13 protein-coding genes are annotated in these 18,283 nt (G+C 73.1%); 10 read left to right on the forward strand and 3 right to left on the reverse strand.

The features are described from left to right. Window positions 1–75 precede the first annotated feature (75 nt). The 9 genes from CLV40_RS23765 (at window position 76) to CLV40_RS23810 (ending at window position 11,313) form a co-directional block, all read left to right on the forward strand. Window positions 76–900, forward strand: a complete 825-nt coding sequence (locus CLV40_RS23765) for a type 1 glutamine amidotransferase domain-containing protein (protein ID WP_104481198.1) — start codon at window positions 76–78, stop codon at window positions 898–900. A gap of 25 nt (window positions 901–925) precedes the next feature. Next, complete coding sequence (locus CLV40_RS23770) at window positions 926–2,548, forward strand: thiamine pyrophosphate-binding protein (RefSeq protein WP_104481199.1); 1,623 nt, start codon at window positions 926–928, stop codon at window positions 2,546–2,548. A gap of 13 nt (window positions 2,549–2,561) precedes the next feature. Next, entirely contained in the window at window positions 2,562–5,306 is a 2,745-nt protein-coding gene (locus CLV40_RS39060) for an AGE family epimerase/isomerase (RefSeq protein ID WP_245931515.1), read from the forward strand. A 67-nt stretch (window positions 5,307–5,373) separates the two neighbouring features. Next, window positions 5,374–5,706: an STAS domain-containing protein gene (locus tag CLV40_RS23785; protein WP_104481200.1), complete on the forward strand. Its 333-nt coding sequence runs from the start codon at window positions 5,374–5,376 to the stop codon at window positions 5,704–5,706. After that, on the forward strand, window positions 5,703–7,847 hold the full coding sequence (gene glgX, locus CLV40_RS23790) for a glycogen debranching protein GlgX (RefSeq protein ID WP_219824085.1): 2,145 nt from the start codon (window positions 5,703–5,705) through the stop codon (window positions 7,845–7,847). The genes CLV40_RS23785 and glgX overlap by 4 nt, the downstream gene beginning before the upstream one ends. Before the next feature lie 51 nt (window positions 7,848–7,898). After that, entirely contained in the window at window positions 7,899–8,219 is a 321-nt protein-coding gene (locus tag CLV40_RS23795) for an STAS domain-containing protein (RefSeq protein WP_104481201.1), read from the forward strand. After that, window positions 8,219–8,692, forward strand: a complete 474-nt coding sequence (locus tag CLV40_RS23800) for an ATP-binding protein (protein WP_104481202.1) — start codon at window positions 8,219–8,221, stop codon at window positions 8,690–8,692. The genes CLV40_RS23795 and CLV40_RS23800 overlap by 1 nt, the downstream gene beginning before the upstream one ends. Further along, the gene (locus tag CLV40_RS23805; RefSeq protein ID WP_104481203.1) at window positions 8,637–9,935 is read left to right on the forward strand and encodes a PP2C family protein-serine/threonine phosphatase; all 1,299 of its coding nucleotides are present in this window, start codon (window positions 8,637–8,639) and stop codon (window positions 9,933–9,935) included. Before CLV40_RS23800 ends, CLV40_RS23805 begins: the two co-directional genes overlap by 56 nt. Window positions 9,936–10,089: 154 nt before the next feature. Then, window positions 10,090–11,313 carry an XRE family transcriptional regulator gene (locus CLV40_RS23810; RefSeq protein WP_146108204.1) on the forward strand — a complete coding sequence of 408 codons (1,224 nt, stop codon included), beginning with the start codon at window positions 10,090–10,092 and terminating at the stop codon, window positions 11,311–11,313. On the opposite strand, the gene CLV40_RS23815 is transcribed toward CLV40_RS23810, so the two are convergent. The 3 genes from CLV40_RS23815 to CLV40_RS23825 all read right to left on the reverse strand — a co-directional run bounded on the left by CLV40_RS23815 (window position 11,310) and on the right by CLV40_RS23825 (window position 16,870). Next, on the reverse strand, window positions 11,310–14,336 hold the full coding sequence (locus tag CLV40_RS23815; protein ID WP_104481205.1) for a type I polyketide synthase: 3,027 nt from the start codon (window positions 14,334–14,336) through the stop codon (window positions 11,310–11,312). The two genes, CLV40_RS23810 and CLV40_RS23815, sit on opposite strands and share 4 nt — an antisense overlap. After that, on the reverse strand, window positions 14,333–15,793 hold the full coding sequence (locus CLV40_RS23820) for an ATP-binding protein (RefSeq protein WP_146108205.1): 1,461 nt from the start codon (window positions 15,791–15,793) through the stop codon (window positions 14,333–14,335). Before CLV40_RS23820 ends, CLV40_RS23815 begins: the two co-directional genes overlap by 4 nt. A gap of 255 nt (window positions 15,794–16,048) precedes the next feature. Beyond that, a complete protein-coding gene (locus tag CLV40_RS23825; protein ID WP_104481207.1) occupies window positions 16,049–16,870 on the reverse strand; it encodes a helix-turn-helix transcriptional regulator in 822 nt (273 codons plus the stop codon). 296 nt (window positions 16,871–17,166) lie between these two features. Between CLV40_RS23825 and CLV40_RS23830 the strand changes: the two genes are divergently transcribed. Further along, a complete protein-coding gene (locus CLV40_RS23830; RefSeq protein WP_104481208.1) occupies window positions 17,167–18,228 on the forward strand; it encodes a hypothetical protein in 1,062 nt (353 codons plus the stop codon). Window positions 18,229–18,283 lie beyond the last annotated feature (55 nt).

Consider the following 18,283-nt stretch of genomic DNA (forward strand, 5'->3'; position numbering starts at 1 on the left):
GTGGCGAAACCGGTTGCCGCGCCCCTTGGGGCGGGCGCAGTGTCGGGTGCACCGGAATAGTCCGCAGGAGAACAAATGCCGAAGAAAATCCTGTTCGTGCTCTCCGAATACGGCTACTGGGGTGAGGAACTGCTCGGCCCGGTCGACGCCTGCGACGCGCGGGGGTACGAGACCGTGTTCGCCACGCCGACCGGCAAGCGGCCCGTGGCGCTGCCGCCGAGCCTGGATCCCGGCTACCTCGACCCGCCGCTGGGCCGTTCGGTCACCACGCCGGAGGTGGCCGTCGCCGCGCGGGCGCTGGACGAGTCCGCGCGCCTGGACAACCCGCTCAGCCTCGCCGACTGGCTGCCGGAGCGCCCGTACTTCAGCTCCGAGAACCACCAGCGCGGCCTGGAGGCCTACTACCGCGAGGTGGACCGCGTCGACGAGGACGTCCTCGCCTACGACGCCATGGTCATCGTCGGTGGCTCCGGCCCGATCGTCGACCTGTGCAACAACGAGCGCGTGCACGAACTGGTGCTGGCGTTCGTCCGCGCGGACAAGCCGATCGTGGCCGAGTGCTACGGCGTCACCTGCCTGGCCTTCGCCCGCGACTGGGACGACCGGGCCAGCATCATCCGCGGCAAGCACGTCACCGGGCACTGCAAGGAGTACGACTACAAGGACGGCACCGGCTTCGTCGGGGTGGACTTCAACATGGGCCCGCCGCCGTTCCCGCTGGAGTACATCCTGCGCGACGCCACCGCCCCCGGCGGCCGCTACCACGGCAACGTCGGCAGGCCGGTGTCGGTGATCGTGGACTACCCGTTCATCACCGCGCGGTCCACACCGGACTCCTTCCTCGCGGGCCGCAAGCTCGTGGAGGTGCTGGAATCCGGCCTGCGCCGCTACGGCTGGTAACACTTCCCGGAGGGGGACCACAGCGATGGACGCACGACCGGGCAAGGTCGCCATCTTCGAGCAGTTCGCCGCCGACGGCATCCGGCACATGTTCGGCAACCCCGGCACCGTCGAGCAGGGTTTCCTCGACGTGCTGGAGACGGTGCCGGGCTTCGACTACGTGATGGGCCTGCAGGAGGCGGTCGTCGTCGGGATCGCCGACGGCTACGCCCGCGCCACCGCCGGGCCCGCGCTGGTGCAGCTGCACTCCGGCGTCGGCCTCGGCAACGGCATCGGCATGCTCTACCAGGCCAAGCGGGGGCACTCGCCGCTGGTGGTGGTCGCGGGGGAGTCCGGGGTCGCCTACGACGCCATGGACGCCCAGATGGCCGCCGACCTGGTCGCGATGGCGCGGCCGGTCACCAAGTACGCCACCCGGGTCGTGCACCCGGACTCGGTGCTGCGGGTGCTGCGCCGGGCGGTGAAGATCGCCACCACGCCGCCGCGCGGGCCGGTGTTCGTGTCGCTGCCGATGGACGTGCTCGACGAGCTGACCGAGGAACCCGCCGTGCCGGGCCCGCGGCTCGACCGGGCCGCCGCGCCGACCCCGGCGGGCGTCGACCGGGCCGCCGCGGTGCTGGCCCAGGCGCGCAAGCCGATCGTCCTGGTGGGCGACGGTGTGTCGGTGTCCGGCGCGCAGGCCGAGCTGGTCGCGCTGGCCGAGCTGCTCGGCGCCCCGGTCTGGGGGGTGGACGACTCCGAGGTCAACATGGACGTCGCGCACCCGCTGCACCGGGGGCAGCTGGGCCACATGTTCGGCGCCAACAGCGCCCGCGCGGTCGCCGACGCGGACGCCGTGCTGGTCGTCGGGACGTACCTGTTCCCCGAGGTGTTCCCCAACCTGACCAGCCCGTTCCGCCCGGACGCCCAGATCGTGCACGTCGACCTCGACGACTACGAGATCGGCAAGAACTTCCCGGTGGACGTGCCCCTGGTCGCCGACCCGAAGCCGACGCTGCGGGCGTTGGTCGACGCCATCACCGACCTGGCCCCGGAACGGGCCGCGCGCGCGGCGTCGGTCGACCACCGGCGGACCCCGAGGCCCGCGATCGGGCCGGACAGCCCGATGATCGAGCGGTTCGCCGCCGAACTGGTCGACCGGGCGGGCGATGAGCTGATCGTCTTCGACGAGGCCCTCACCGCCTCGCCGGGCCTGGTGCGCCAGCTCCGGCCGCACCGGCCGGGCAGCTACCACCTGACCCGCGGCGGCTCGCTGGGCATCGGCATCCCCGGCGCGGTCGGCGCGAAGATCGCCCGGCCGGACGCGCCGGTCGTCGGGTTCACCGGCGACGGCGGCAGCATGTACACCATCCAGGCGCTGTGGACGGCCGCCAGGTACCGGGTCGGCGCCAAGTTCGTCATCTGCGACAACCAGCGCTACCACCTGCTCGACCTCAACATCGAGACCTACTGGCGGGAGCGGGGCATCGACGCCCACGCCTTCCCCGGCGGCTTCGACCTCGGCGACCCGGAGCTCGGCTTCGTCAAGATCGCGGAGGGGCTCGGGGTGCCGGCCATCCGGGTGGCGCGGCCGGGTGACGTCGCCGAGGCCGTGCGGACCATGTTGGCCCACGACGGGCCGTTCCTTGTCGACCTCGTTACCGCGTAGGGGGAGGACCGCCATGACCGAGCTGATCCGGCGAGCCGACGGCAGGCTGGCCGGTCGGGCCATCGCCATCCTGATGGAGGGCGACTACGTCGAACCGGAACTGCACTACTACGAGCGCCGCTTCGCCGAAGAGGGCGCGAAAGTGGAGTTCCTGACCCGGCTGTGGGGGCAGGAGCGGTTGACCTTCACCGGGCACGAGTACCGCCTCCCGTTCACAGTGGACGGTGACCTGGAGTCGGTGGACGACGAGCGCTTGCGGGGCTACGACGCGCTGATCGTGCCGTCCGGCATGGTGTCGGACCGGCTGCGCTACACCGCCGACGTCGCCGAGCCCGCGCCCGCCGTGCGGCTGCTGCGCCGGGCGTTCAGCGAGCCGTCGGTGCTCAAGGGCATCATCTGCCACGGCATGTGGCTGGTCTCGCCGATCCCCGAGGTGGTGCGCGGCCGCCGGGTCACCTGCCACAACAACCTGCTCGGCGACGTGCGCAACATGGGCGCGGTCTACACCGACCAGGACGTAGTGGTGGACGGCGACCTGGTCACCGCCCGGGCGGCCGACCGCTGCCACCTGTTCGCCCGCACGCTCATCGACCTGATCGCCGCGCGCGCCGACCGCGGCCTGCGCCGCTCCCTGCGCGAGGAACACGGTGCCCAGGTCCCCATCGCGGCCGCCGCCATCCCGGCCACCGCGACCGCGGTCGTCACGGCCACCGCGAACGGCGGCGGTTCGGTCGCGGTCCGCGTCGCCAACCCGGCGCGCAGCATCCCCGGCGAGCGGTACGTGCCGGAAGCCCGCGGCACCAACGGGAACGGCAACGGCAACGGGTCGGAGAACGGCAACGGCAACGGCAACGGGAATGGGAACGGCAGCCACAACGGCGAGGCGAGCCCGCGGGAGACCCCGGCGAACGGGGACGGCGCCGCGCTGGGGTTCAGCTTCTCCGACCTGGTCGCGGGGTACGTCACCGGCTACGACCCGGCCACCCGCGTCCTCGACCTGCGCACCAGCGATGACCGCCCGGTCCGCGCGACGCTGACCGACACCACCTCGGCCCAGTTCCTGCGCAACCTCGGCGACCCGTACGTCGACGCCACCGGGCACGTCGACGAACTGCTCACCCCCGGCCGCCACCTCTACGTCTACGGCGTGTTCTACGCCGAGAGCGGCGGCCACGCCATGCAGGCCACCGCGCTGGTCTTCCTCGGCCGCGGCGTCGGCGACTACAACTTCGAGGAGGCGAGCTGGTGGCAGCGCCAGCTCGCCGAACTCGCCCGCTTCTACCGCCGCGCCCAGTTCGGCGAGACCCGGCCGGTGAACTTCGACGACTACCGCACGGTCATCCGCCTCGGCGGCGACAAGAGCGACCACCACGTCCAGGAGACCGACACCATCTCCCGGCTGGTCTACGGCATGTCCTCGGCGTACATGCTCACCGGCGACGAGGACTTCCTCGGCGTGGCCGAGCAGGGCTCGCAGTACCTGCGCGACCACATGCGCTTCGTCGACCGCGACAACGACGTCGTGTACTGGTACCACGGCGTCGACGTGCGCGGCGACACCGAGCGCAAGCTGTTCACCTCCGAGTTCGGCGACGACTACGACGCCATCCCGGCCTACGAGCAGATCTACGCGCTCGTCGGCCTGACCCAGACCTACCGGGTCACCGGCGACCCGCGCATCGCCGCCGACATCGAGGGCACGCTGCGGCTGCTGCGCACGTTCTTCCGCGACCCGGAGCGCGGCGGCTACTTCTCGCACATCGACCCGATCCTGCTCAGCCCGCACCACGAGTCGCTCGGCGCCAACCGGTCCCGCAAGAACTGGAACTCCGTCGGCGACCACGCCCCGGCGTACCTGTTCAACCTGCTGCTGGCCACCGGCGAGCAGCGGCACGTGGACATGCTCGAGGAGTGCTTCGACCTGATCGTCGAGCACTTCCCGGACCAGGGCAGCCCGTTCGTGCAGGAGCGGTTCCACGCCGACTGGTCCCCGGACCGGGGCTGGGGCTGGCAGCAGGACCGGGCCGTGGTCGGGCACAACCTGAAGATCGCCTGGAACCTGATGCGGATGAACGCCGTCCGCCCCAAGCAGTCCTATGTGGATCTCGCGGAGCGGCTGGGTGCCTCGATGCCCGAGTTCGGCAGCGACCAGCGGCGCGGCGGCTGGTACGACCTGGTCGACCGGGGCCTGCCCGACGGCGGCGGCAAGCCGCGGTTCGTCTGGCACGACCGCAAGGCGTGGTGGCAGCAGGAGCAGGCCATCTTGGCGTACCTGATCCTGGCGGGGGAGACCGGCTCGCCGGACCTCGGCGAGCGGTTCCTCAAGCAAGCCAGGGAAGCGGCGTCGTTCTACAACGCGTTCTTCCTCGACCACGACGAGGGCGGCGTGTACTTCAACGTCCTGGCCGCCGGTACCCCGTACCTGCTGGGCACCGAACGGCTCAAGGGCAGCCACTCGATGAGCATGTACCACGCCGCCGAGCTGTGCTACCTGGCCACCGTCTACACCAGACTGCTGGTCAGCCGCGAACCGCTCACGCTGTGGTTCAAGCCCCGCCCGGACGCCGACCGCGTGCTGCGGGTGGCGCCGGACGCGCTGCCCCCGGGCGCCGCGCGCCTGCACTGGGTCGAGGTCGACGGCAAGCCGCACGCCGCCTTCGACGCGGCGAACCTGACGGTCCAGCTCCCCGCCTCGGCGGATTCGCTGACCGTCAAGGCGCACTTGGTCCCGCTGTCCCGTCGAGGAACGGTCCGGTAGGGACCGAACCGCCGACCCGGCCGCCGGGCCGGGTCGGCACCGCACCACCGGTCAGGAGTCAAGGGCTATGCAACTGTCGAAGCACGTTCAAGGCGGGGTCACCATCATCGGTTTGGATGGCGAACTGGACAGCGGAACCGCCGCGCGCACCAAGGCCGGGCTCGACGAGCTGCTGCCCGACCACGGGTCGGTCGTCCTCGACCTGTCCCGCGCGTCCTACATGTCCAGCGCGGGCCTGCGGGTGCTGTTACTGGTGCACCGGCGGGTCCAGGCGACGGGCGTGGCGCTGTCGCTGGCCGGGCTCACCCCGGAGGTGCGCGAGGCCATGGTGGCGACCGGTTTCCTGGACTTCTTCACCGTCCTGGACACCGTTCCCGGCGACGAGGTGGTGCCCCGGTGACCGGTACCCTCGACCAACTCCCCGACCGGCTCGACGACGGCGCGACCCAGTTCGTGTCCGGCTACCCCGCGCGCCCCGGTCGGCTGCTGCCCTTCGGCGCCACCCGGGTACCCGGCGGGGTCAACTTCTCCGTGTACTCCAACAACGCGACCGCGATGGCGCTCGTGCTCTTCGAGCGCGGCAGGCGCGACCCGGTGGCGGAACTGCCGTTCCCGCCGGACTTCCGGGTCGGTGGCGTGTTCGCCATGACCGTCTTCGGCCTCGACACCGACCGGCTGCGCTACGGCTACCGCGCCGACGGCGAGTTCCACCCCGAGGCGGGGGACCGGTTCGACCGGACCCGGGTGCTCACCGACCCGTACGCGACCGTCCTGGCCGGACACGAGGAGTGGGGGACGCGGACCGCCGCCGACGACCCGTACCCCTACCGCGCCGCGCTCGCCCCGGACGACTTCGACTGGGAGGGCGACACCCCGCTCCGGCTGGCCCGCGAGGACCTGGTCATCTACGAGACCCACGTGCGCGGCTTCACCCGCCACCCCAGCTCCGGCGTCGCCGCGCCGGGCACCTACGCCGGGCTGGTCGAGAAGATCCCGTACCTGCGCGAACTCGGGGTCAACTGCGTCGAGCTGATGCCGGTCTTCGAGTTCGACGAGACCGACAACATGCGCACCGACCCGCGCACCGGCAGGCAGCTGGTCAACTACTGGGGCTACAACACCGTGGGCTTCTTCGCGCCCAAGGCGTCCTACGCGGTGACCGGCCGCCACGGCATGCAGGTGGACGAGTTCAAGAACATGGTGAAGCGGTTGCACCGCGCGGGCATCGAGGTGATGCTGGACGTGGTCTTCAACCACACCGCGGAAGGCAACGAGCTCGGACCCACGATCTCCTTCCGCGGCCTGGACAACCGCACGTACTACATGCTCACCCCCGAGGGGTACTACTACAACTTCAGCGGCACGGGGAACACCCTCAACTGCAACCACCCGGTGGTCCGCGGCTTCATCGTGGACTGCCTGCGGCACTGGGCCGCCGAGTACCACATCGACGGGTTCCGCTTCGACCTGGCCGCGATCCTGGGCCGGGACCAGCACGGCGCGCCGCTGGCCAACCCGCCGCTGCTGGAGGCGCTGGCGCACGACCCGGTGCTGCGCGACTGCAAGCTGGTCGCCGAGGCGTGGGACGCTGGCGGGCTCTACCAGGTCGGCAGCTTCCCCGACTACTGCCGCTGGTCGGAGTGGAACGGCCGCTACCGCGACACCGTGCGCCGCTTCGTCAAGGGCGACCCGGGGATGGCGGGCGACCTGGCGACCCGGCTGCTGGGCTCGCCGGACCTCTACGGCAGGCGCGGCCCGGCCGCGTCGATCAACTTCGTGACCGCGCACGACGGCTTCACCCTGCGAGACCTGGTGTCCTACAACGACAAGCACAACGAGGCCAACGGCGAGGACAACCGCGACGGCGACAACGGCAACCACTCCTGGAACCACGGCGTCGAGGGGCCCACCGCGGACCCCGACGTGCTGCGGCTGCGGGCCCGGCAGACGCGCAACGTGCTGCTGCTCCTGCTGACCAGCCAGGGCGTGCCGATGCTGCTCTCCGGCGACGAGGTCGGCCGCACCCAGTCCGGCAACAACAACACCTACTGCCAGGACACCGAGGACAACTGGTTCGACTGGTCGCTGGTGGACACCGAGGCCGACCTGCTGGAGTTCACCCGGCTCGCGGTGGCCCTGCGCGCCGCGCACCCGGCGCTGCGCCGGGCCCGGCACGCCGACGGCCGCGCCGACGGGGGCTTCTTCCCGGACGTGAGCTGGCACGGCACGCGCGCCTGGACACCGGACTGGTCCGAGCACAGCAGGCTCGTCGCCGCGCTGCTCTACGACCGCGGCGACGGCGGCGCGGACGGGCACGACTGCGTCTACCTGGCGGCCAACGCCTACTGGGAGCCGCTGGAGCTGGAACTGCCGTCCCTGCCCGAGGGCTGGACGTGGCGGGTGGCCGCCGACACGTTCGCCGACGCCGGGCACCGGATCCACGAGGTGGGCCGCGAACCCGAACTGGGGGACCAGGAGTGGGCGCGGATCGGCCCGCAGTCGGTGCTCGTGCTGGTCGCGGGCAGCGGCGGCGCGGGCTGAGCGGGCCCGCCCCGGCAGTGGCAACCGTGAGAAGTGAGGAGTGAGGGGCAGATGGCATTCGACGTGACAACGCACGCGGAGGACGGCGTGCTCACCGTCCGGCTCACCGGTGAGCTGGACTCGCGCGCCGCGCACCGGTTCAACGAGGTGATCGGCGCGGTGCCCGGCGGCACGGTCAACCGGTTGGTGCTGCACCTGGCCGAGCTGGTCTACCTCTCCTCGGCCGGTCTGCGCTGCCTGGTGTTCGCGCAGCAGAAGCTGGGCCGGGGCACGGAGATCGTGCTGGTCGGCACCCGGCCGGAGGTCGCGGAGACGATCACCATGACCGGGTTCGACCGCAGCGTGACCATGCAGGACCCCGTGGATTCCTGATGTCGGCGCCCCGGACGCGGGTGGACCGGGCCGATGACGTGGGCCGGGCGGTGGCCGACGTGGTCACCGCCCTGGCCGCGGCCGCCGGGCTGGACCGGGGGCGGGCGTACCGGCTGCGGCTGGCCGCCGACGAGATCACCACCAACACCATGACGCACGGCTACCGCGGCGCGGGCGGCCCGGTCGAGATCACCTGCGGCGTCGAGCCGGACGCGGCCTGGGTGCGGATCACCGACGCCGCGCCCGCCTTCGACCCGCGCGGCCACGTCACGCGGGTCGACGGTCCGCCCCGGGAGGGCGGGTACGGCATCCACCTGGTGCTGACCGGCGTGGACGAGTTCGGCTACGAGTGGGCGGGCGGCCGCAACCACTACACGCTGCGGGTGCGGCGGGTGCGCGTCGAGGAAGGAGGGACCGATGGTGGATCAGCGGACCGGGACACCCCGCGACCGGACGGCGCTCGTGGTCACTGAGACCGCGCACGGCGCGCCGGAGCTGGAGGCGGCGCTGGCCGCCGAGAGTTTCTCGACCCGCCGCGCCGACCCGGCCGCGGTGTTCGGTGTGGACGGTGCGTGGGCGGAGCGCGGCTGGGGGCCGCCGGACCTGGTGCTGGCCTCGGCCGCGCTGGGGGTGAACCGGGTGGCCCTGATCGCCCGGCGGCTGACCACCGCCGAGCGCGGGCCGACGGTGGTGGTCTTCCCGGAGGACGACTTCGAGGCGCTGCAGTCGTGCGTGCGGGCGGGCTTCGACTACGTGGTGCCGCCGTTCCTGCCCGCGCTGCTGCGGTGCAGGCTGACCAGCTGCTGGGAGCGGGGGCAGCTGACCATGGCCGTGCAGGAGATGGCGGCCGAGGCGAGCCTGCGCCAGTACGAGCGCGACCTGAGCGTGGCGCACGAGATCCAGGCCGGGTTCCTCCCGGAGGAGCTGCCCGTCCGGCGCGGCTGGGAGCTGGCCACCCGGTTCCTGCCCGCCCGGCAGGTCGCGGGCGACTTCTACGACGCGTTCGAACTGGTCAACGGCAGGCGCGTCGGGTTCGTCGTCGCGGACGTGTGCGACAAGGGCGTCGGCGCGGCGCTGTTCATGGCGCTGATCCGCACGCTGCTGCGGCACACCGCCGAGCACACCGCGGCGTGGAACCTGCTGGACGCGGACGAGGACACCGTGCTCGACACGGCCGCGCGCACCTCGGCCGTGCCGTCCCCGGTGCTCTCGGTCGGGGCGGGTCCGCTGCTGCAGGCGGTGCTCGGCACGAACCGCTACATGGCCCGCAACCACCTGCGGCAGGGCTACTTCGCCACGATGTTCTTCGGCGTGCTGGACCCGGCGTCGGGGTCGGTGGTGTACATCAACGGCGGGCACAACCCGCCGGTGCTGCTGCGGGCGGACGGGTCGCACCAGCTGCTGGCGCCGACCGGTCCGGCGGTGGGGATGATGCCCAACAGCGTGTACTCGCTGGGGCACACCACCCTGGAGCCCGGCGACCGGCTGTTCGTGTACACCGACGGGGTGGTCGAGGCCAGGGACTCCCGGGGCTCGATGTTCGGGCTGCCGCGGGTGCTCGACGCGCTCGGCACCCCGGCGACGGCCTCGGCGGAGGACCTGCTGGTGTCGGTGGAGAGCGGGATGCACCACCACGTCGGCGGCGCCGAGCAGTTCGACGACATCACGATGCTGGCGCTGGTCCGCACCCCGCCCGAGGCGACCGCGGTGGCCTGACCCGCCCGGTACTCCCCGGTATCCCCCGATCGCGCGCGCCGGGTGGGCTGAACGCGCGCACCCGGCGTGCGCGGTTTCACGTTTGACGACCGGACTCCGTTGTGTGGGAAGGGTTCGCGCGGCGCTTGTCGGTGCCTTCTTCTACCCTCGGACCGTGTCGATACTCGGTGGGAAGCTCGACGGGCAGGTCCGGGTGGACCGTGTTCGGGCGGATCGCGGGCAGGTGGACCCCGGTCAAGCGGGTCCCGTTCAGGAGGGGCCCGCGCAGGCGGAGTCCGTGCTGCGGAGTCAGCGGGAGTGGGTCGCGGTGCGGCGGGCCGCCGAGGGGTACGGGCGGGAGCTGAACGAGGTCGCCATGCGGCTGTACCCGCGCGACCGGTGGGTCTTCGGCGACTGCGTGCTCTCGGGGGAGGGCTGGACCCTGCCGCGTCCGGTCGAACTGGACCACGCGCGCCTGGCGTTCACCGCCGCGCACGCCGCCGCGCCGCGGCTGGGCCCGCTCGACCACGTGCTCCCGCTCGCGACGGAACACGAACGGTTCTCCGACTTCAGCGCGGCGGTCGGCGCGCTGGTGCGGCCCCGGTTGCTGGAGGACCGGCCGAGCTACCGGCTGCTCGATCTGTCCCATGAGGACGGATTGGCGCTCACCTTCGGCCTGACCACGTACTTCGAGGTCTTCACCCTGCGCGAGGCGATGGCGCACGAGCTGAAGGCGGCCTGGCTGCGCCGGGGCCGGTCCACGCCGGACTGGTCGGACCTGCCGCTGCGGGCGGCCGTCGCGGACCCGTTCGACCCGGCCGGGCTGCTGATGTCGCCCGGCATCGGCACGCTGACCATCCGCCGGGACGCCGACGGCGACCGCTTCCTGGTCCACCGGCGCGACGGCCGGGCGGTGGCCGACGGCGGTTCGCTGTGCACCGTCGTGCCCGCGGGCGAGTTCCAGCCGACCTCGCCCGCCCCGGCCGACGTGCGCGCCGACTTCGACCTGTGGCGCAACATCATGCGCGAGTACTCCGAGGAGCTGCTGGGCCACCCCGAGCGGGCGGGTGGGGTCGACTACCACACCGAGGAACCCTTCCGCGCCATGGACCGGGCCCGCCGCGACGGTCGGTTCCGGGTCTGGCACTACGGCCTGGTCCTGGACCCGGTCACGCTCGGCGCGAGCCAGCGCACGGTGGCCGTGCTGGACGGGGAGGTCTTCGACGAGCTGTTCGCCGGTCTGGTCACCACCAACGCCGAGGGCTGGATCGTCGGTGAACGGGGCCGGGTGGGCGTCCCGTTCACCGACGAGGCCATCGGCCGGGTCGAGCGCCTCCTCACGCCCGCCTCCCGCACGCTGGTGCGGATGGCGTGGCGCGACCGGGAGCTGTTCGGCTAGGCCGCCGGTTCCAGCGCCGCGTGCGCGTAGGCCAGCACGTCGCGCAGGCACCGGGTACCGAGGAACTGGTGCACCGGGATCTGCAGCCCCAGGTCGGCGCGCAGCCTGGCCTGCAGCTTCGCCGCCAGCACGGAGTCCATACCCGCCAGGGGGAGCGGCAGGTCGTGGTCCAGGTCGTCCGGGTCGGTGGCCAGCACCTCGGCGGTGTGCCTGGCCAGGGTGAGCGCGATGGCGGGTCGGGTGCGCGGCAGGTCGATGCGCACCCCCAGGCCCGGGTCGATCCGCGCGTCCCGCCGCGGGTCGATGAGCGCGGGTGGTGCCTGGGCCCTCGGCACCGCCCGCACCGGGGCCACCGGCAGCGGCGGCGCGGCCGCGGGTTCGACCCAGTAGCCGCGGGTCTGCCACGGGTAGCTGGGCAGCGGCACGTACCGCCCGCCCGGGTACAGCGCCGCCCAGTCCGGGTCGCGGCCGTAGGCGTACGCGGTGGCCAGGCTCGTGCGGAGTTCCTCCTGCCCGACGCCGTCCCGCTCCATCGAGGCCAGCACGACCGCGTCGGCGCCGAGGATGTCGGCGGTCTCCGAGATCGCGCCCGCCAGCAGCGGGTGCGGGCCGATCTCGACGAACACCACCCGGCCCCGGCCCGCCAGCGCGGACCGCACGGCGGCGGCGAAGTGGACCGGCATCCGCAGGTTGTCCGCCCAGTAGTGCGCGTCCAACCCGGAGCCGTCCACCACGCGGTCGTAGGCCGTGGAGTGGATCGGCGCGGTCCCGGCCACCGGGCGCAGCGTGGCCAGCTCCGCGACCAACCCGCTCAGCAACGGGTCCACCTGGGGGCTGTGCGAGGCGTAGTCCACCGGCACCCGGCGGCAGAACACCCCGGCCGCCCGCAGCGGCGCCACCACCGCGGCCACCGCGGTGGGCTCGCCGGACAGCACGACCGTGGTGTCGCTGTTGACGACCCCGACGGACACCTCGTCGACCCGGTCGCCGATCGCCGCCGCGGCCTCCTCCTCGCCGATCCGCACCAGCCACATCGCGCCGGGGCCACTTTCCCCGGCGACCAGGGCGCTGCGCCTGCAGATGACCGCGGCGCCGTCGCGCACGCTCAGCGCCCCGGTGGTGACGGCCGCCGCGACCTCGCCCATGCTGTGCCCGATGACCAGGTCCGGCGTGATGCCCCAGGCCAGCCAGACCCGCGCCAGCGCCACCTGCACCGCCCACACCGCGGGTTGGATCCGGTCCACTTCGGACAGGTCGGTGGCGGAGCCGAGCAGGTCGACCACCGACCACCCGGCCTCGTCCCGGATGGCCGCGTCGCACTCGCGCAGGGCCGCGGCGAAGGTCTCGTCGACCGCCATGAGGTCCGCGCCCATGCCCGCCCACTGACCGCCCTGGCCGGGGAAGACGAACACCACGTCCGGTCGCACCGACACCCGCTCGGTCACCGAGACCACCGCGGCGGGGTGCCCGCCCGCGGCGAACGCGCGCAGCGCGCCCGCCATCCGGCGCCGGTCCGTGCCCACCACCGCGGCCCGGCTCGGGAAGTGCGTGCGCCGGGTGCCCGCGCTGAACGCGATGTCCCGCAGGTCGCCCGCGGTGTCGCCGTCCTCGAGCAGGAGGTCGGCGTACTTGCCCGCGAGGTCGGCGAGGGCCTGCGGGCCCTGGGCCGACAGCGGGATCACGTACGGGCCCACCGCCGGGGCCGCGGGCTCGACCACCGGTGCGGGCGGCGCCGAGACGACCACGTGCACGTTCGTCCCGGTCAGCCCGAAGGAACTCGCGCCCGCGATGGCCGGGCCGTGGCCCGCGGGCCACGGCCGGGCCGCGGTGGCCAGCTCGACCGCGGGCAGCTCGTCGAGCACCGGGTTGCGCCGCCGCACGTGCAGGGTGCGGGGGATCTCCCGGTGCCGGACCGCCAGCGCCGCCTTGAGCAGGCCGGTCATGCCCGCGGCGAACTCGGTGTGGCCGAGGTTGGACTTCACCGACCCGACCAGCAGCGGCCGGTCCGCCGGTCGGCCCGGGCCGAGCACGTTGGCCAGCGCGGTCAGCTCGATCGGGTCACCGGCGGCGGTACCCGAGCCGTGCCCCTCCACGTAGTCCACTTCGGACGGATCGACGCCCGCGTCCCGGTAGGCCGCACGCAGCATCCGCTCGTGCCCGCCGACCCCGGTGGCCATCATGGTGCCGCCGGTGCGGCCGTCGCTGGACACCGCGGTGCCCAGGATGGTGGCCAGCACCCGGTCGCCGTCGGCCTGGGCCCGCGGCAGCGGTTTGAGCACCATGGCGATCACGGCCTCGCTGCGCACGTAGCCGTCGGCGTCGGCGTCGCCGAAGCGGCACCGGCCGGTGGGCGAGAGCATCTCCGCCTCCGACAGCGCCAGGTAGATGTCGGGGGTGATGAGCAGGTTCGCCGAGCCGACGACGGCGAGGTCGGCGTCGCCGTCGCGCAGCGCCCGGCAGGCCAGGTGGGTGGCCAGCATGGACGACGCGCACATCGCGGTCACGCTCATGTTGGGGCCGCGCAGGTCGAGGTGGTGGGAGATGAGCCCGGCCACCCCGGCCCCGGAGTCCGCGGTGAGCGCGGCGTGGATGTCGCGCTGGTCCATGGCGCGCAACAGGTCCCAGTAGCCCGCGGGCGGGCAGCTGGTGTAGACGGCGGTGTTGCTCCCGGCCAGCGACTCGGCCGGGACGCCCGCGTCCTCCAGCGCCTCCCAGGTGGTCTGCATCAGCAGCCGCTGCTGCGGGTCCAGCCGGGTCGCCGCGTGCGCGGACAGCCCGAAGAACGCCGCGTCGAAGCGGTCGATCCCGGTGAGGAACCCGCCGCAGCGCGAGACGATCCGGCCCGGCCGCGCGGGCGTCGGGTCGTGCAGCGCGTCGATGTCGATGTGGTCGGGTCGGTCCCGGGGGATCTCGGTGACCTCGTCGCGGCCCTCGCCGAGCAGCGTCCAGAACTCGTCCACAGTGGACGCGCCGGGCAACCGGCAGGCCACGCCGACGATGGCGATCGGGGTGCGCTCGCTCATGCGGCCCGCACCTCCCGCCCGGCCGGGGTGCCCAGGGTCCCGTTGACCAGCGCCGCGATGCCCACCGCGACCTCCCAGCCGCAGCCCGGTTTCCCGGCGTGGAACTCGCCCGCCAGCTCGGTCGCCTCGCTGATCCGCGCGGACAGCAGCAGCGCGTCGATCAGGCAGGCGGTCAGCAGCGGGGTCATCCACGGCACGGTGTCCAGGCAGCCCGCCGCGGCGACCAGCCCGCGCCGCAGGTGCGCCACCGCCGTGGCGGGGTGCCCGGCCGCGGTGGCCAGCGCCGCCAGCGCGGCGTGCCGGAACAGCGCCGTCTCCCGGTTCGCCGCCGCGGTCGGGTCGGGGACCCGCACCGGCCGCGCGGTCACCGCGAGCAACCAGTCCCGGTAGGACTCGACGAGTTCGGTGTCCACGCCGGGGGCCGCCGCCTCGGCGTCCAGGATGGCCGCCGCGTCGCCGACCCGGTGGCTGCCCAGCCCGACGCACATGGCCCGGGTGAGGGCCCGCTGCGCCGCGTCGGCCCGCGGCCCCGGCGGCGCGCCACCGGCACGGCCGGGGTGGACGGTGTCCAGGACGCGCGCGCACTCGCCCGGTCGCCCGCGCAGCAGCGCCGCGGTGGCGGCCAGGGTGGACACCTGGTCGCCGACGCCGTGCCAGCCCGCCAGCCTGCACAGCTCCTCGACCCGGTCCAGGGCCAGCTCGCGCCAGGCCAGCCGGGCGGCGGCGACCAGCGCGTCGGCGTCCGCGTCGGCCAGGGTCGCGGCCCGGTCACCGGGCGGCTCGCACAGCCTGCGCGTGCCGGTGCCCGGGCCCGCCTGCTCGCCCGCCGCGCCGAGGCACGCCACCAGCCCGCCGTCGACGACCAGTTCGCGCAACCGCCGGGGGTTCCCGCCGCTGGCCGCGTGCAGCGCGGCCGCGGTCGTCGGGTGGGTGGGGCCGCCCGCCAGCCCGGCGAGCACGGCCGCCACGTCCTGCTCGCTCAGCGCCGCGAGCTGCACGACCCGCATGCCCGGCTCGTAGCGCAGGCAGTCGGTCGGGTCGGGGCCCCGACCCGGGCCGCGGTCGCTCGGCCGGGTCAGCAGCAGCGCCAGGTCGCCGCGCCTGCTCAGCGCGCGCAGCGCCAGCAGGCTCGCCTGGTCGGCCAGGTGCGCGTCGTCGACGCCGACGACCAGGCCGCGCCCGCCCCTGGCCCGCGCGGCCAGCGCGGTCGCCAGGGCGGCCACGGCGGCGTCGTGGTCAGCGGGCGCGGTGGTGAGCACCGGGCGCAGCAGGGCGAAGGGCGCCGCGCCCGCCGGTCGCAAGCGGACGGTGGTCAGCCGCCGCCCGTCCAGCTCCCGCAGCACGCCGGTCAGCGCGGTGCTGCGGCCGGACCCGGCCGCGCCGCCGATCACCAGTGGGCCGAACGCCCGTTCGGCGGTCACCGCGCGGATTCGGTCCCACTGCTCTGTTCGACCCACGATTTTCCATGGCATGAGGTCCCCCTGACGATTGTCTACGCGCACACGTAAAGACATGTCGAAGTCGTGCCAATCCCGGACTGATCACGTGCCGTCGATCCTGGTTCGAGGTGTGGCGAGCAAGTCCACATGCGACGTAATGCCGCCCCCTCAATGGTGGAAATCACTCGAAGACTTCGAAGACTTTGGTTGCTGAGCGCGGAAACGGTCAACCAGGAAATAACGAAATACGCCCGCGTTAGGCCGTTCTCGCGATCACGTGTCCGCTATGTCCGAGTTCAACGGGAGGTGTACGATGATCGCGGTGGCCGGGAACTCGGGGGAGAACAGCGGCAGGATCCGCAGCGGGCGCAGCCCGAGTTCGGGGTGCCGGAACCGGCGCACCCTGGCCCGGTGCTCCTGCACGTCGTGGCTGTCCCACCACCGGGTGAACTCCGGGCTGACCCGGGCCAGTTCGGCGATCAGGTCGCGGGTGCGCGGGTCGGTCGGCCACTTGGCCGCCTCCGCGCGCCACCTGGCCACCGAGTCGCGCGCGTCCTGCTCCCAGTCCGCCAGCCGGGCCTTGGCCTGCGGCGCGAGCAGCATCCACCGCACGATGTTGCGCTCGCGCGGGGGGTACGCCGACCAGTCCTCGTAGTAGGTGGTCGCCGCCTTGTTCCATTCCAGCAGGTCACCGCGGTGGTCGCCGGCGTAGACGGGCAGGTGGTGGTGTTCGAAGATGGTCATCGTCGAGCGCAGCATGTCCCGCGCGGCGGGGGCCGGGGTGAGCGGTCCGGGCTTGGTGACCTGGCCGTGCGCCAGCACGTGCATGTAGCGCCGCTCGTCCTCGCTCATCCGCAGCACCCGGGCGAGGCTGTCGAGCACCTCCGGCGACGGGCTGATCTCCCGGCCCTGCTCCAGGTAGGTGTACCAACTCGTGCTCACCCCCGCGAGCACCGCGACCTCCTCCCGGCGCAGGCCGCTGATCCGCCTGCGGGTGCCCAGCGGCAGCCCGACGTCGGACGGGCTCACCCGCTCCCGCCTGCTGCGCAGGAATCTGGCAAGCTCTTTCCGTCCTGCGTTATTGTTGGTGGACATCTCACCTCGATCCCGATTCCGCCGGTGCCGGTTTCCCCGGTGCGGCTCCCCCCGGTACCAGCATTGTCCGGATCTCCCGCGAACGGCACACCCACCGCGCCGGTTCAGTGGAATCCGATGCCCCCATCGGGTCGTCCCATCCTGGTACCGCCGGTCCCACCACACGTTCGCTCTGCTCTGTCTTATCAGTGCTCGGCATGCTGGGGATACGCCTGAGCAGGGTGCGGGGAGGCAGTGGGTATGCGCGAGGGAATTCGGATGAGGTCAAATCGGGTGACGGCACGCGGGATTTCGTCGTGCTGACCGCGGTCTGCGCGGTCGCGGGTGCGCTGCTGGTCGTGCTGGTCTGGCTCAGCGTGCTGCGCACGGTGTTCATCCCGCGGTTCACCCCGACGCGCACCGCCAAGTGGTCGTCGCGCCTGGTCACCGGCGCGTGCACGGCGCTGGCCAGGCGGCTGCCGCGGCGGGCGGGCGAGCGGGTCATGGAGTACGCGGCGCCGCTGGCGCTGTTCACCATGGCCGCGTGCTGGCTGGTCATCGGCTCGCTCGGGTTCTTCCTGCTCGGGACGGCGGTGCACGGGTCGGTGCTCGAACTCGGGGAATACGCCCGCATGCTCGTGTTGCGGGCCCGGGACGACGCCGTCACGGCCTTGGCGCCCGCGATCTGGCTGTCCACCCTGTTGATCTCCGCGGCCTTCACCGTACATCTCCTGCGCTTCACCGACGCCTACAGCAGACGAGAACGGCTGGTGACCAGTTTGGCTTCCCGGGCGCGGGAACCGCTGGACGCGGAACAACTGCTCGCCACGCACGCGCGGGGCGGTTCCCGCGACGGATTGGACCGGCAGTTCAAGGACTGGCTGGATTGGCTCGCCGATGTGCACGCCACGCATTCCGGATATCCGGCCCTCGTGCACTACCGCTCGGTTTGCGGCCTCACCTGGGTGCGCGCCGCGGTGATCATGTTGGACGCGGCGGCGCTGGTGGCCGCGGTGGCGCCGACCTGGGCGCCGCCGCACACCTCCCCGCTGCTGCACCGCGGCCGGGCCTGCCTGCAGGACCTGGCGGGCGACCTCGGCTCCCCGCTGCCCGCCGTGCTGGCCCCGGTCAGCCTGCAGGGCCGCGAGGAACGGGCGTTCGGCGAGACCGTGGCGCTGATGGTCGACGCGGGCCTGCCCGCCGAGCGGGACCCGGACCAGGCGTGGTGGGCCTTCCAGTGCGAACGCGGCCGGTACGCGCCGTTCGCCGACGCGCTCGGCCACCGGCTCCTGCACGACCGGGTGGAGTTCGAGGACAACCGGGGGCACGGCAGGCCGATCAGGTTGCTCAGGCGCAAGGGGACGTTCAGTGACGGCTGAACCCGGGGCGGGGGGCGGTTCCCCGGTCGGCGAGCGCGGTGGCGGAACCCACCGC

The organism is Actinokineospora auranticolor (genome assembly GCF_002934265.1).
In the GTDB taxonomy this organism is placed as follows: domain Bacteria; phylum Actinomycetota; class Actinomycetes; order Mycobacteriales; family Pseudonocardiaceae; genus Actinokineospora; species Actinokineospora auranticolor.

Bases quoted from the DNA above. Each gene is read 5' to 3' on its own strand.
- CLV40_RS23765 (WP_104481198.1), top strand. From the start codon at position 76: ATGCCGAAGAAAATCCTGTTCGTGCTCTCCGAATACGGCTACTGGGGT.
- CLV40_RS23770 (WP_104481199.1), top strand. From the start codon at position 926: ATGGACGCACGACCGGGCAAGGTCGCCATCTTCGAGCAGTTCGCCGCC.
- CLV40_RS39060 (WP_245931515.1), top strand. From the start codon at position 2,562: ATGACCGAGCTGATCCGGCGAGCCGACGGCAGGCTGGCCGGTCGGGCC.
- CLV40_RS23785 (WP_104481200.1), top strand. From the start codon at position 5,374: ATGCAACTGTCGAAGCACGTTCAAGGCGGGGTCACCATCATCGGTTTG.
- CLV40_RS23795 (WP_104481201.1), top strand. From the start codon at position 7,899: ATGGCATTCGACGTGACAACGCACGCGGAGGACGGCGTGCTCACCGTC.
- CLV40_RS23800 (WP_104481202.1), top strand. From the start codon at position 8,219: ATGTCGGCGCCCCGGACGCGGGTGGACCGGGCCGATGACGTGGGCCGG.
- CLV40_RS23805 (WP_104481203.1), top strand. From the start codon at position 8,637: ATGGTGGATCAGCGGACCGGGACACCCCGCGACCGGACGGCGCTCGTG.
- CLV40_RS23815 (WP_104481205.1), bottom strand. From the start codon at position 14,336: ATGAGCGAGCGCACCCCGATCGCCATCGTCGGCGTGGCCTGCCGGTTG.
- CLV40_RS23825 (WP_104481207.1), bottom strand. From the start codon at position 16,870: ATGTCCACCAACAATAACGCAGGACGGAAAGAGCTTGCCAGATTCCTG.